The sequence below is a fragment of the Pseudomonas sp. SA233 genome (assembly GCF_054792385.1).
In genome coordinates, this window is the sequence record NZ_CP096449.1 from 4,871,698 (window position 1) to 4,885,384 (window position 13,687).

Below are 13,687 nucleotides of genomic sequence, written 5' to 3' on the forward strand. Positions count from 1 at the left end.
TTTGTAGGAAGTGTCTACAGTAGCACCACAACAATAAACAGAGAGCCTGCTCCATGACTACGTCCCCTAGCACGTCTCCCGCCAAGCGCCCCGAGGATGAAAACCTCGGCCTTGGTGCCAACCTGGCCTATGGTCTGCAGCATGTGCTGACCATGTACGGGGGGATCGTCGCGGTACCCCTGATCCTGGGGCAGGCCGCGGGCCTGAACGGTGCCGAAATCGGCATGCTGATCGCCGCTTCGTTGTTTGCCGGTGGCCTGGCCACCCTGCTGCAAACCCTCGGTCTGCCGTTCTTCGGCTGCCAGTTGCCGCTGGTGCAGGGTGTTTCGTTCGCCGGTGTGGCAACCATGGGTGCAATCCTCAGCAGCGAGGGCGGCGGTGGCCTGCCGGGCGTGCTCGGTGCGGTCATGGCAGCATCGCTGATCGGCTTTCTGATCACCCCGGTGTTCTCGCGCATCACCAAGTTCTTCCCGCCGCTGGTGACCGGCATCGTCATCACCACCATCGGCCTGACCCTGATGCCCGTGGCCGCTCGCTGGGTGATGGGTGGCAACAGCGCCTCGCCGGAATTCGGCAGCGTGGCCAACATCGGCCTGGCGGCCCTGACCTTCGCCATCGTGCTGCTGCTGAGCAAGCTGGGCAGCGCGGCGATTTCGCGCCTGTCGATCCTGCTGGCCATGGTGGTCGGCACCCTGATCGCCTGGGCGCTGGGCATGGCCGACTTCAGCAAAGTGACCGAGGGCCCGATGTTCGCCTTCCCCACGCCGTTCCATTTCGGCATGCCGGAATTCCACATCGCCGCGATCCTGTCGATGTGCATCGTGATCATGGTGACCTTGGTGGAAACCTCGGCCGACATCCTCGCCGTGGGTGAGATCATCGACACCAAGGTCGACTCCAAACGCCTGGGCAATGGCCTGCGCGCCGACATGGCATCGAGCATCCTGGCGCCAATCTTCGGCTCGTTCACCCAGAGCGCGTTCGCCCAGAACGTCGGCCTGGTAGCCGTGACCGGGGTCAAGAGCCGCTACGTGGTGGCCACCGGTGGCTTGATCCTGGTGGTGCTCGGCCTGCTGCCGATCATGGGCCGGGTGATTGCCGCAGTCCCTACTCCGGTACTGGGTGGCGCGGGCATCGTGCTATTCGGCACCGTGGCAGCCAGCGGTATCCGCACCTTGTCCAAGGTCAGCTACAAGAACAACGTCAACCTGATCATCGTCGCTGCCTCGCTGGGCTTCGGCATGATCCCGATTGCCGCACCGACCTTCTACCACCACTTCCCGAACTGGTTCGAGACCATCTTCCACTCGGGCATCAGCTCGGCGGCGATCATGGCCATCCTGCTGAACCTGATCTTCAACCACTTCACCGCCGGCAACTCGGACCAGCAGTCGGTGTTTGCCGCCGCGTACGAGCGCACCATCCAGTACTCGGACATTTCAGCGCTGCGTGATGGCGACTACTTCAAGGATGGCAAGCTGTTCGATGCCGAGGGTAATGAGGTGCCGATGCTGGAACTGGACGAGCATGGCAATGAAACGGTCAGGCGCAGTGCGGTTGCCGAGCATTGACCGCTGACTGAGCGGTGAGGTGGGGGGCCGATGCGCATCGTCGGCCCCTTTTTCGTTTTGCCTGTGCCGGCCCTTTCGCGGGTAAACCCGCTCCCACAGGGTTTGCGCAATCCTGAAGCTGATGCGGTACCTGTAGGAGCGGGTTTACCCGCGAAGAGGCCGGTACAGGCGACAAACTATTCGAACAGCGCATCCAGAGCCTGCTCCAGCCGGGTAACGGCAATCACCTGCAACCCGGCCGGAGCCTCTTTCGGCGCATTGCCCTTGGGCACGATGGCCCGCTTGAAACCATGCTTGGCGGCCTCCTTCAAACGCTCCTGACCACTGGGCACCGGCCGTACCTCGCCAGACAGGCCGATCTCGCCAAACACCAGCAGGCCATGGGCCAGAGGCCGGTTGCGCAGGCTGGACATCACCGCCGCCAGCAACGCCAGGTCAGAAGCGGTTTCCAGCACCTTCACCCCGCCCACCACGTTGAGGAACACGTCCTGGTCATGGGTGGGAATACCGCCGTGGCGGTGCAGCACCGCCAGCAACATGGCCAGGCGGTTCTGGTCAAGGCCCAAGGTCACGCGGCGCGGGTTGGCCAGGTGGCTGTCGTCGACCAGTGCCTGCACCTCCACCAGCATTGGCCGGGTGCCTTCCCAGGTGGCCATCACCACGCTGCCCGGTACTTCCTCCTGGGTGCGGTTGAGGAAGATCGCCGAGGGGTTGGACACTTCCTTCAGGCCCCGGTCGGTCATGCCGAACACACCCAGCTCGTTGACCGCGCCAAAGCGGTTCTTGACTGCCCGCAGCAGGCGCAGGCGGCCATCGGACTCGCCCTCGAAATACAACACGGTATCGACCATGTGCTCGAGTACCCGCGGGCCGGCCAGCGAGCCTTCCTTGGTCACGTGGCCGACCAGGAAGATCGCCGTGCCGCTCTGCTTGGCGTAGCGCACCAGCAACGCCGTACTTTCGCGCACCTGGGCCACACCGCCGGGTGCCGATTGCAGCTGCTCGGTGAAAATGGTCTGGATCGAGTCGATCACCATGACCCGCGGTTTTTCGACGCGGGCCGTGGCGATGATGGTCTCGATGCAGGTTTCGGTCATCACCTTGAGCTGGTCCTGGGGCAGGCCCAGGCGCCGGGAGCGCATGGCCACCTGCTGCTGCGACTCCTCGCCGGTGACATACAGCGCCGGCATGCCCACCGCAATGTTGCACAAGGTCTGCAGCAGGATGGTCGATTTGCCGATGCCGGGGTCACCACCGATCAACACCACCGAGCCATCCACCAGGCCACCGCCCAACACGCGGTCCAGTTCGGTGCTGCTGGTGGTGAAGCGCGGGATCTCCTCGACGCTGACTTCGGCCAGGGTCTTGATCTGCGCCTGCTGCCCGGTCCAGCCAGCACGGCCGCTACTGGGCGCAGCGGCACCACCGCTTTCGATCATGGTCTCGACCAGGGTGTTCCAGGCCCCGCATTCGCCACACTGGCCGGCCCATTTGGGGAAGGTCGCACCGCACTCGGTGCAGCCATACAAGCGCTTGGCCTTGGCCATGGCTGGGGTCTCCTGGAAAAAACCGCCATGATAGCCGAGCTGGACGTGCCTCGAACGCCTCGGGATGCGACAAAACTATTCGTTCTAACAGCGGTCTGTGGCCCTGAACACAACGCATGAAGCGTTTAAGTGGCTTACACTGCGTAAACCTCACCTTTTGTTACAAGGAACCAAACATGGGCATGATCAGTGAGTTCAAGGCCTTCGCGGTCAAAGGCAATGTCGTCGACATGGCGGTTGGTATCATCATCGGCGCGGCCTTCGGCAAGATCGTCTCGTCTTTCGTCGGTGACGTGGTCATGCCGCCACTGGGCCTGTTGATCGGTGGTGTGGACTTCAGCGACCTGGCAATTACCCTGAAGGCTGCCGAAGGTGACGTTCCGGCGGTGGTGCTGGCGTATGGCAAGTTCATCCAGACCGTGATCGACTTCGTCATCGTGGCCTTTGCCATCTTCATGGGAGTCAAGGCGATCAACCAGCTCAAGCGTGAAGAGGCGGTGGCGCCGACTACACCGCCTGTACCGACTGCAGAAGAGACCTTGCTGACCGAGATTCGCGACCTGCTCAAGGCGCAGAACCAGAACCGCTTGCCTTGAATTTGCGGGGGGCCGCTTTGCGGCCCCATTAGCCTTACCAGTAATTCTCTACCGCCACCTGCCCCGGCCGCTTGCTCAGGCTCAATTGCAGGTCGCGCGCCTTCAGTACCTTGCGCGTCTCATCAATCATCTCCGGGTTGCCACACAGCATCACCCGCGAATGTTCCGGCGACAGTTCCAGCCCCGCCGCCTTCTCAAGCTCGCCATTCTCGATCAGCGTGGTAATCCGCTGGTTCAACGCCCCTGGGTGCTGTTCACGGGTCACCACCGGAATGAACTGCAACTTGCCGGCGAATTCAGCCAGGTAATCGCGCTGCTCCAGCCCGGCAATGTCGTCCACATAGGCCAGCTCTTTCGCTTCGCGCACCGAGTACACAAGCTTGATGTTGTCGAAACGCTCCCAGGCCTCGAAGTCCTGCAGGATCGACATGAACGGCGCAATGCCAGTACCGGTCGCCAGCAACCACAGGTCACGGCCACCAACGAAGCGGTCGAGGGTAAGGAAGCCGAAGGCCTGGCGATCGATCAGCAGGGTATCGCCTGCCCCCAGCCGGCTCAGTTCGCTGGTGAACTCCCCGCCTGGCACCACGATGGAGAAAAAATCGAGGTGCTCGTCATGGGGCGCGCTGACCATGGAATAGGCGCGCCACACCACACTACCATCGGCCTTGGTCACGCCAAGACGGGCAAACTGGCCGGAACGGAAGCGGAACCCCGCATCGCGCGTAACCCGCAGGCTGAAGAGGTTCGGCGTGAGTGGCTGAACATCGAGCAGGGTCTGGCGGGTGAACTTTTCAGCGCTAGCGGTCATATCGGGCTCCAGGTTTGGCGTGCGCACAGTGTCGCGCAAAGTGACGCGGATAAAAACCACTGCTTTGTAGGGCCTCATCTGCGACGATCCTGTCTTACTCGCAGCAAATCCTGACTGCTATAACAAAAAATTCTCAGCGAATCGGTAGGTCCTTTCCTACAATCATGCGGGTACCCAAACGGACTGGATCCTGAGGCAAGGAGTATTTCAGATGCTTAACTGGAAACCCGAGCATCTTCATTTGTTCATCGACGAACGCTGTCCAAAGAAGTTGTTCGACATCGCCGTGCATCTGGCGCAGGACCTGGACATGGAGTACCTGGGACTGAACATTCGCATCCAGATCGCGACGCAAACACCCCACCTGTTCCTGTACAGCAATTACCCCCGCGAATGGATCGAGCGCTACCAGCGCGATGAGTTCTACAAGCAGGACGCGGCCGCCAATGTGAGCCACAGCTCGACCATGCCGGTGCTGTGGACTGATGACCTGTATCACGAGGCTCCGCAGTTTCGTGAAGCGGCCTGCCGGAGCGGTCTGCGCTATGGTTGGACACAGTCATTGCACGACCAGCGGCACAACGAAAGCCAGATCAGTGTGGCCAGGCCCGCCGGGGCCATCGATACGGTCGAACTCTACAGCAAGGCCGGCAATGTGCAGTGGCTGTGCCATACGCTGCATGCGGTGCTTGGCGAACATCACCTCAAAGCACTGTGCCCGCCACAGCCGAAAATGAGCGAGCGGGAGCTGGAAGTGCTGAAATGGTCCGCCGCCGGCAAGACCGCCGCAGACGTTGCCTGCATCCTTTCACTGTCGCAAAGCACGGTGAACTTCCATATTCGTAGCGTTATCACCAAGACCAACGCCGCCAACAAGGCCGGCGCCATCGCCATCGCCGCCCTGCGTGGCTGGCTCTGAGCTCGAAACCTGCGACCTTGGGCAAAGCCCTGTAGAATCGCCCGGCAAAGCCCGGGGCGAACCGCAACGGGCAGTTTCATACCCGAGCCAGACGCCATGCCCCTGTTGACCACCCCATACGCCGAACTCGACCTGATCCGCCAGCCGGAACAGGCCAACGACCCGCTGCAGGCTTTCGATGCCGCCGACGAGTACCTGCTTGCGCAGCTGCACGAGCAGGCACCCGAGGCCAACTGCCGGGTGCTGGTGCTCAATGACAGCTTCGGCGCCCTGGCCGCCAGCCTGGCAGGCAAGCTGCAGGTGGTCAGCAGTGGCGATTCGCACCTGGCGCACCTGGCCCTGGAAAAGAACCTGGCACGCAATGGCCTGCCGTTCGACAGCGTGCCGTTCGTGCCGGCCAGCGAACATTGGCAAGGCCCGTTCGACCGGGTACTGGTGCGCGTGCCCAAGACCCTGGCCCTGCTCGAAGAACAGCTGATCCGCCTGCAGGGCCACCTGGCACCCGGTGCGCAGGTGATTGCCGGGGCGATGATAAAACACCTGCCACGGGCGGCCGGAGACCTGATGGAGAAGTACATCGGCCCGGTGCAGGCCTCGCTGGCGCAGAAAAAGGCCCGTTTGCTGACCGCGACGGTGGCCGAACGGCCGGTCGCCCGCTCGCCCTACCCTAGCCGCTACCGCCTCGACGCGCCGGCGCTGGAGCTGCTCAACCACGCCAACGTGTTTTGCCGGGAGGGGCTGGATATCGGCACGCGGGCGTTCCTGCCGCACCTGCCCCGCGAACTAGGCCGCGCGCGAGTGGCGGACCTGGGCTGCGGCAACGGCGTGCTGGCGATAGCCAGCGCCCTGGCCAACCCGGATGCCCAATACACCCTGGTCGACGAGTCGTACATGGCGGTGCAATCGGCGCGGGAGAACTGGCAGGCCGCGCTGGGCGAGCGCCCGGCGGTGTTCGAGGCAGCCGATGGGTTGGCGGGGGTAGAGAAGCAGTCGCTGGACGTGGTGCTGTGCAACCCGCCGTTCCACCAGCAGCAGGTGGTGGGCGATTTCCTCGCCTGGCGCATGTTCCAGCAGGCGCGTGAAGCGTTGGTGGTGGGTGGGGCGATGTATATCGTGGGTAACCGGCACCTGGGCTATCACAGCAAGCTGGCGCGGTTGTTCCGGGGGGTGGAGCAGGTGGCGGCAACGCCCAAGTTCGTCATCCTTAAAGCTCGTAAATAGGCATTGGGGCTGCTTTGCAGCCCATCGCGACACAAGGCCGCTCCTACAGCGAGACGCGACAATCCGAATGATCGCGGTCCCTGTAGGAGCGGCCTTGTGTCGCGAAAGGGGCGCAAAGCGCCCCAACTGGTTCAATGGGTGGTCAGCCCCGCCGCCCCCATGAACAAACGCATCACGTAGGCCGCCACGCCCAGGGCCGCCACACTCATCGCCCAGATCAGCAGCAGCCAGCCCAACCGCTGCCACAGGGGTTTCTTCTCCTCCAAGCCAGGCTTGCCGGTCATCATGCAGCCCTCCTAGTGATAGCCGTCTTCATGGGTCACCTTGCCGCGGAACACGTAGTAGCTCCAGAAGGTATACATGAGGATGAACGGCAGGATGAACAGTGTGCCCACCAGCATGAAGCCCTGGCTCTGCGGTGGCGCCGCGGCATCCCAGATCGAGATCGACGGCGGGATGATGTTCGGCCACAGGCTGATGCCCAGGCCGCTGTAGCCGAGGAAGATCAGCACCAGCGTCAGCAAAAACGGCGTGTAGTGCGCATTGCGCGCCACCGCCTTGAGCAACCCGTAGAATGTTACCAGCACCAGGATCGGCACCGGCATGAACCAGACCAGGTTAGGCATGCTGAACCAGCGCTCGGCGATCTGCGGGTAGGCGATCGGTGTCCACAGGCTGACGATGCCGATCACCACCAGCAGCACCAGCGCCAGCGGCCGGGCAATGTCGTGCATCTTCTGCTGCAGCGACCCTTCGGTCTTCATGATCAGCCAGGTGCAGCCCAGCAGGGTATAGGCAACGATCAGCCCCAGGCCGCAGAACAGGCTGAACGGGGTCAGCCAGTCAAGGGTGCCACCGGCGAAATGCCGGTCGACCACCTTGAAACCTTCGAGGAACGCACCCAGCGCCACGCCCTGGAAGAAGGTGGCGATCAACGAGCCCCAGATGAACGCCTTGTCCCAGATGTGGCGCTTGTCGGCCTTGGCCTTGAAGCGGAACTCGAAGGCCACGCCGCGGAAGATCAGACCGATCAGCATCAGGATCAATGGCAGGTACAGGGCCTCCAGCACTACCGAGTAAGCCATCGGGAACGCCCCGAACAGCCCGGCACCGCCCAGCACCAGCCAGGTCTCGTTACCGTCCCAAACGGGGGCGACGGTGTTCATCATCACATCACGGTCATGCTCGCCCTTGACGAACGGGAAGAGCATGCCGATCCCCAGGTCGAAACCATCCATCACCACGTACATCATGACGCCGAAGATGATGATCACGGCCCAGATCAGCGGAAGGTCGATACCCATGGCTCAGTTCCCCTTGCTCAGGCTGGCGGAGTTGGCCTCTCGGCCATCATCGGCGGCGGACAGCGGTCGCGCCGGCGTGCGTTTGGTGCCAGGGCCACCAGGGTTGTGCTCGTCACCCTCACCGGTCCGCGGCCCTTTGCGCACCAGGCGCATCATGTAGCCAAGGCCGGTGCCGAACAGGGCGAAGTACACCACCACGAAGGCCACCAAGGTGAAGCCGAGCTGGGCGTAACTGTGGTTGGACACACCGTCTGCCGTGCGCATCAGGCCATACACCACCCAGGGCTGGCGGCCGATTTCGGTGGTGAACCAGCCGGCCAGCAGCGCGATCAGCCCGGAAGGGCCCATCCACAGGGCCATGTACAGGAACGGCCGCGAGGTGTAGAGCGTGCCGCGCTTGCGCAGCCAGAGGCTCCACAGGCCGACGAAGATCATCAGGAAACCCAGCCCGACCATGATCCGGAACGACCAGAAGACGATGGTCGAGTTGGGCCGGTCTTCGGGGGGAAACTCCTTCATTGCCGGCACCTGCTTGTCCAGGCTGTGGGTCAGGATCAGGCTGCCGAGTGCCGGGATCTCGAGCTTGAAGCGGGTAGTTTCGGCCTGCATGTCGGGGATGCCGAACAAGATCAGCGGGGTCGGCTCGCCGGGCACGTTCTCCCAGTGGCCTTCGATCGCGGCAATTTTCACCGGCTGGTGCTTGAGGGTGTTCAGGCCATGGAAGTCACCGATCACCGCCTGGATCGGGGCGACGATCAGCGCCATCCACATGGCCATCGACAGCATCTTGCGCACGGCCGGGTTGTCACGCCCGCGCAGCAGGTGCCAGGCCGCCGAGGCACCGACGAAGAACGCGGTGGAAACGAATGCGGCAGTGGCCATGTGCATCAGGCGGTAGGGGAACGAGGGGTTGAATACCACTGCCAGCCAGTCCACCGGCACAACCCGGCCATCGATGATCTCGTGACCTTGCGGGGTCTGCATCCAACTGTTGGAGGCGAGGATCCAGAAGGTCGAGACCAAGGTGCCGAGCGCCACCATCACCGTGGAGAAGAAGTGCAGGCCACGGCCGACACGGTTCCAGCCAAACAGCATGACCCCCAGGAAGCCAGCCTCGAGGAAGAACGCGGTCAATACCTCGTAGGTGAGCAGCGGGCCGGTGATAGCGCCGGCGAAGTCTGAGAAACGACTCCAGTTGGTACCGAACTGGTAGGCCATGACCAGGCCGGAGACCACCCCCATGCCGAAGTTGACGGCGAAGATTTTCGACCAGAAGTGATAGAGGTCACGGTAGACCTGGTTGTTGGTCCGCAGCCAGAGGCCTTCGAGGACTGCCAGGTAGCTCGCCAGGCCAATGGTGATGGCCGGGAACAGGATATGGAACGACACGGTAAAGGCAAACTGCATTCGGGCGAGCTCTAAGGCCTCTATTCCGAACATGGTGCTTCCTCTTCAGATAATCCGGCGTCCGGGCCGCTGGCCCCGTCGCCCACTGCCCCCACGGTAGTCGAGTGCGGCGCGTTGGAATTGTTCTGTTCGATCGCAGGGATTTCGGCCCAAGGGCCCGATCGTTACATCTGGAACGATTGACCCAGATCAACGATTGCTAGGAAGCATAGTCCTGAATGGCCCGCCGGGCCGTGTGGTTGATTGCCGCGTGACCGGTTGCCCCACCCCCTTCCACGCCGCATGAAAAAGTGCCGACCCCAGCAAACAGTAACCGTTTGTTACAAACAGATGATACGCTGCGCCCCCCTCTACTGCGCCGAGGCCCCTGGTTTCCGATGTCCGATTCCGAACCGCAGTTGTTGCGTCACCACCGCCCTTTCCTGGCCTTCTGGCTGGCCCGCGTGTTCACCGCCAGCGGCTTCCAGATGCTCACCGTGGCAATTGGCTGGCACCTCTACCAGCTGACCGGCAATGTGCTGGACCTGGGCTTGGTCGGCCTGGTCGAGTTCGCCCCACGGGTGCTGTTCATGCTGCATACCGGGCATGTCGCCGACCGCTATGACCGGCGCAAGGTCGCTGCGCTGTGCCAGAGCCTGCAGGGACTGATAGCCCTGGCATTGGCGCTGGGCAGTGCCACCGACAACGTTACCCGCGAGCTGATCTTCGCTCTTGCCTTCCTGCTCGGTGCCACGCGTTCGTTCGAAATGCCGGCGACCCAGGCGCTGCTGCCCAACGTGGTACCAGCCGGGCTCTTCCCACGCGCGGTGGCGGCTTCGGCATCGGCCACCCAATCGGCAACCATCGTGGCGCCGGCGGTAGGCGGCTTCCTGTATGCCTTCGGCAGCATCTGGGTATACGGCCCCACCGTGGCCCTTTACGCCATCGCCTGCGTGCTGACCCTGAGCCTGCAGGCACGCGGCCAGGTGGCCCAGCGCGGGCGCGCCAGCATCGAATCGTTGCTGGCCGGCATCCGCTTCATCCGCAGCCGGCCCGACATCCTCGGCGCCATCTCGCTGGACCTGTTCGCCGTACTGCTGGGTGGGGCCACCGCGCTGCTGCCGGTGTTCGCCAAGGACATCCTGCTCACTGGCCCGCTGGGCCTCGGCCTGCTGCGCTCGGCGCCAGCGGTGGGGGCGTTGCTGATGTCGCTGTGGCTGGCGCGCTTCCCGTTCGAGCGCAATGTGGGGCGGACCATGTTCACGGCAGTGGGCGTGTTCGGCGTGGCGACCATTGCCTTCGGCCTGTCGACCTCGTTCTGGTTCTCGCTGGCAGTACTGGTGGTGCTGGGCGCGGCGGACATGATCAGCATGGTCATCCGCGGCGCTTTCGTGCAGTTGGAGACGCCGGATGAAATGCGCGGGCGGGTGAGTGCGGTGAACGGTTTGTTCATTGGTGCCTCGAATCAGCTCGGCGAGTTCGAATCTGGGGTGACCGCGCACTGGTTTGGCACAGTGCCGGCTGTGGTGCTGGGTGGGGTGGGTACGTTGGTGGTGACCGGGGTGTGGATAAAGCTGTTCCCGACACTGGCCAAGCGGGACCGGTTGCATAATGGTTGATCTGTAGCCTGTACCGGCCCTTTCGCGGGTAAACCCGCTCCCACAAGGACCGCGCCGCCTTCAGCCCTGGTGGAGTACCTGTGGGAGCGGGTTCACCCGCGAAGAGGCCGGCACAGGGAAAAAATGACCATTCCCCAACGGCCATAGGCCCCCGCCGAGCATGCTGGTATGATGCGCGGCTTTTTTCCGCCCCACACAAAACCACGGCAACCGGTACGGTCTGTGCTTTGCTGATGGGGTCGATATATTCATGGCGCCGGGGGCGCCTTGGGGAGCGGGCATGCTGGAAAGGCTGTTTCAACTAAAAGCACACAACACCAATGTGCGCACCGAGATTCTCGCGGGCGTCACCACCTTCCTGGCCATGGCCTACATCCTGTTCGTCAACCCGAGCATCCTCGGCGAGACCGGCATGGACAAGGGCGCGATCTTCGTCGCCACCTGCCTGGCCGCGGCCATCGGCTCGGTGACCATGGGCCTGATCGCCAACTACCCGATCGCCCTGGCGCCGGGCATGGGCCTGAACGCGTTCTTCACCTACACCGTGGTCCTGCACATGGGCCACACCTGGCAGGTGGCACTGGGTGCGGTGTTCCTGTCGGCGGTGATGTTCTTCCTGCTGTCGATCTTCCGCATCCGCGAATGGATCGTGAACAGCATCCCACTGCCGCTGCGTTCGGCCATTGCCGCGGGTATCGGCCTGTTCCTGGCGCTGATCGCCCTGCATAACGCAGGCATCGTCGTCGATAACCCAGCCACCCTGGTGGGCCTGGGCGACCTCAAGCAGCCGGCACCGATCCTCGCCACCCTGGGCTTCTTCCTGATCGTCGGCCTTGAGTCGCTGAAAGTGCGCGGCGCCGTGCTGATCGGCATTCTCGCCGTAACCATCGCCTCGATCCTGATGGGCGTGACGCCCTTCGGCGGCGTGGTCTCCATGCCGCCTTCGCTGGCCCCGACCTTCCTGCAGCTGGACATCGCCGGCGCGCTGGACGTGGGCCTGGTCAGCGTGATCTTCGCCTTCCTGTTCGTCGACTTGTTCGACAACTCCGGCACCCTGATCGGTGTGGCCAAGCGCGCCGGGCTGATGGGCAAGGACGGCCACATGCCGAAAATGGGCCGTGCCCTGATCGCCGACAGTACCGCCGCCATGGCCGGTTCCCTGCTGGGCACCTCGACCACTACCAGCTACATCGAATCCGCCGCGGGCGTGAGCGCCGGTGGCCGCACCGGCCTGACCGCCATCGTGGTCGCCGTGCTGTTCCTGCTGGCGCTGTTCTTCGCCCCGCTGGCCGGTAGCGTGCCGGCCTTCGCCACCGCCCCGGCGCTGCTGTTCGTCGCGGTGCTGATGGCCTCGGGCCTGGCAGAAATAAACTGGGACGACGTCACCGAAGCCGCACCGGTGGTGGTGACCGCCCTGGCCATGCCGCTGACCTACTCGATCGCCAACGGCATCGCCTTCGGCTTCATTTCCTGGACCGCCGTCAAGCTGATCTCCGGCCGCCACCGCGACCTGAACCCGGCCCTGGTGATCCTTTCCATCCTGTTCGTCATCAAGCTGGGCTGGTTCAACGCATGAGTGCTGCTTTCGACCCCTCCTCCTACACCACCCAGCTGGACGCCAAGGTGGCCCGGCTGCGCGAGCTGCTGGCGCCGTTCGGCGCGCCGGAGCCGGCTGTTTTCGACTCGCCGCGCGAGCATTACCGCTTGCGCGCCGAATTCCGCCTGTGGCGCGAGGATGGCCAGCGCCACTACGCCATGTTCGCCCCGGGCGAGAAGCACAAGGCGATCCTGATCGATGACTTCCCTATCGCCAGCCAGCGCATCAATGCACTGATGCCGCGCCTGAAGGCGGCCTGGCAGGCCAGCGAGGAATTGGGCAACCGCCTGTTCCAGGTGGAGTTCCTTACCACCCTGGCTGGCGATGCCATGGTCACCCTGTGCTACCACCGCCCGCTGGACGAAGCATGGGAAACGGCCGCACGGCAGCTGGCCGAAGACCTGGGCGTCAGTATTATCGGCCGCTCCAAGGGCAAGCGCCTGGTCATCGGCCGTGACTACGCGGTGGAAAACCTCGAAGTCGCTGGCCGTGTGTTCAGCTACCGCCAGCCGGAAGGCGCGTTCACCCAGCCCAACGGCGCGGTGAACCAGAAGATGCTGAGCTGGGCCTTCGAGGCTATCGGCGAGCGCGACGATGACCTGCTGGAGCTGTACTGCGGCAACGGCAACTTCACCCTGCCGCTGGCCACCCGCGTGCGCCAGGTGCTGGCCACCGAAATCAGCAAGACCTCGGTCAATGCCGCGCTGAGCAACCTTGACGAGAACGCTGTGGATAACGTGCGGCTGGTGCGCCTGTCGGCAGAAGAGCTGACCCAGGCGCTGAATGAGGTGCGGCCGTTCCGCCGGCTGGAAGGCATCGACCTCAAGAGCTACGAGTTCGGTACGGTGTTCGTCGACCCGCCACGGGCGGGGATGGATCCGGACACCTGCGAGCTGACCCGGCGTTTCGAGCGGATCCTGTACATCTCGTGCAACCCGGAGACGCTGGCGGCGAACATTGCCCAGTTGCAGGACACTCACCGCATCGAGCGGTGTGCGTTGTTTGACCAGTTCCCGTATACCCACCATATGGAGAGTGGGGTTTTGCTGGTTCGGCGCTGACCTTCAGATCGCCGGGGCTGCTTTGCAGCCCATCGCGACACAAGGCCGCTCCTAC

At 63.5% G+C, this 13,687-nt stretch carries 12 protein-coding genes; 7 read left to right on the plus strand and 5 right to left on the minus strand.

The genetic code is table 11. The features are described from left to right. The first annotated feature begins 53 nt into the window (after positions 1 to 53). The gene (locus M1D87_RS22375) at positions 54 to 1,571 is read left to right on the plus strand and encodes a nucleobase:cation symporter-2 family protein (RefSeq protein ID WP_013974213.1); all 1,518 of its coding nucleotides are present in this window, start codon (positions 54 to 56) and stop codon (positions 1,569 to 1,571) included. Between the two features lie 176 nt (positions 1,572 to 1,747). Here M1D87_RS22375 and radA read toward each other — a convergent pair whose 3' ends face one another. Further along, a complete protein-coding gene (gene radA / locus M1D87_RS22380) occupies positions 1,748 to 3,118 on the minus strand; it encodes a DNA repair protein RadA (protein WP_003251626.1) in 1,371 nt (456 codons plus the stop codon). A gap of 176 nt (positions 3,119 to 3,294) precedes the next feature. On the opposite strand from radA, the gene mscL reads away from it, so the two are divergent. Further along, entirely contained in the window at positions 3,295 to 3,714 is a 420-nt protein-coding gene (gene mscL, locus M1D87_RS22385; RefSeq protein WP_003258332.1) for a large-conductance mechanosensitive channel protein MscL, read from the plus strand. Between the two features lie 34 nt (positions 3,715 to 3,748). Here the strand turns inward: mscL and M1D87_RS22390 are convergent, their stop codons facing one another. After that, positions 3,749 to 4,525, minus strand: coding sequence for a ferredoxin--NADP reductase (locus M1D87_RS22390; RefSeq protein WP_023661108.1), 777 nt, complete (start codon positions 4,523 to 4,525; stop codon positions 3,749 to 3,751). Between the two features lie 211 nt (positions 4,526 to 4,736). Here M1D87_RS22390 and M1D87_RS22395 point away from each other — a divergent pair, with 211 nt between their 5' ends. Then, entirely contained in the window at positions 4,737 to 5,444 is a 708-nt protein-coding gene (locus M1D87_RS22395) for an autoinducer binding domain-containing protein (protein WP_039613046.1), read from the plus strand. 96 nt (positions 5,445 to 5,540) lie between these two features. Continuing rightward, complete coding sequence (locus tag M1D87_RS22400; protein WP_123085749.1) at positions 5,541 to 6,665, plus strand: methyltransferase; 1,125 nt, start codon at positions 5,541 to 5,543, stop codon at positions 6,663 to 6,665. A gap of 131 nt (positions 6,666 to 6,796) precedes the next feature. On the opposite strand, the gene M1D87_RS22405 is transcribed toward M1D87_RS22400, so the two are convergent. From M1D87_RS22405 to M1D87_RS22415, 3 genes are read right to left on the minus strand one after another with little or no spacing between them, the layout of a single operon-like run. After that, positions 6,797 to 6,952, minus strand: coding sequence for a DUF2474 domain-containing protein (locus M1D87_RS22405; protein ID WP_013974218.1), 156 nt, complete (start codon positions 6,950 to 6,952; stop codon positions 6,797 to 6,799). Between the two features lie 9 nt (positions 6,953 to 6,961). Continuing rightward, complete coding sequence (cydB, locus tag M1D87_RS22410) at positions 6,962 to 7,969, minus strand: cytochrome d ubiquinol oxidase subunit II (RefSeq protein ID WP_013974219.1); 1,008 nt, start codon at positions 7,967 to 7,969, stop codon at positions 6,962 to 6,964. A 3-nt stretch (positions 7,970 to 7,972) separates the two neighbouring features. After that, positions 7,973 to 9,409: a cytochrome ubiquinol oxidase subunit I gene (locus M1D87_RS22415; protein WP_123085750.1), complete on the minus strand. Its 1,437-nt coding sequence runs from the start codon at positions 9,407 to 9,409 to the stop codon at positions 7,973 to 7,975. A gap of 344 nt (positions 9,410 to 9,753) precedes the next feature. Here M1D87_RS22415 and M1D87_RS22420 point away from each other — a divergent pair, with 344 nt between their 5' ends. The 3 genes from M1D87_RS22420 to trmA all read left to right on the plus strand — a co-directional run bounded on the left by M1D87_RS22420 (position 9,754) and on the right by trmA (position 13,632). Further along, positions 9,754 to 10,974, plus strand: a complete 1,221-nt coding sequence (locus tag M1D87_RS22420) for an MFS transporter (protein ID WP_013974221.1) — start codon at positions 9,754 to 9,756, stop codon at positions 10,972 to 10,974. A 280-nt stretch (positions 10,975 to 11,254) separates the two neighbouring features. Then, positions 11,255 to 12,550 (plus strand): NCS2 family permease, encoded by a 1,296-nt coding sequence (locus M1D87_RS22425; RefSeq protein ID WP_015271803.1) that lies wholly within the window; start codon positions 11,255 to 11,257, stop codon positions 12,548 to 12,550. After that, complete coding sequence (trmA, locus tag M1D87_RS22430; RefSeq protein ID WP_061552488.1) at positions 12,547 to 13,632, plus strand: tRNA (uridine(54)-C5)-methyltransferase TrmA; 1,086 nt, start codon at positions 12,547 to 12,549, stop codon at positions 13,630 to 13,632. The genes M1D87_RS22425 and trmA overlap by 4 nt, the downstream gene beginning before the upstream one ends. Positions 13,633 to 13,687: the final 55 nt, after the last annotated feature.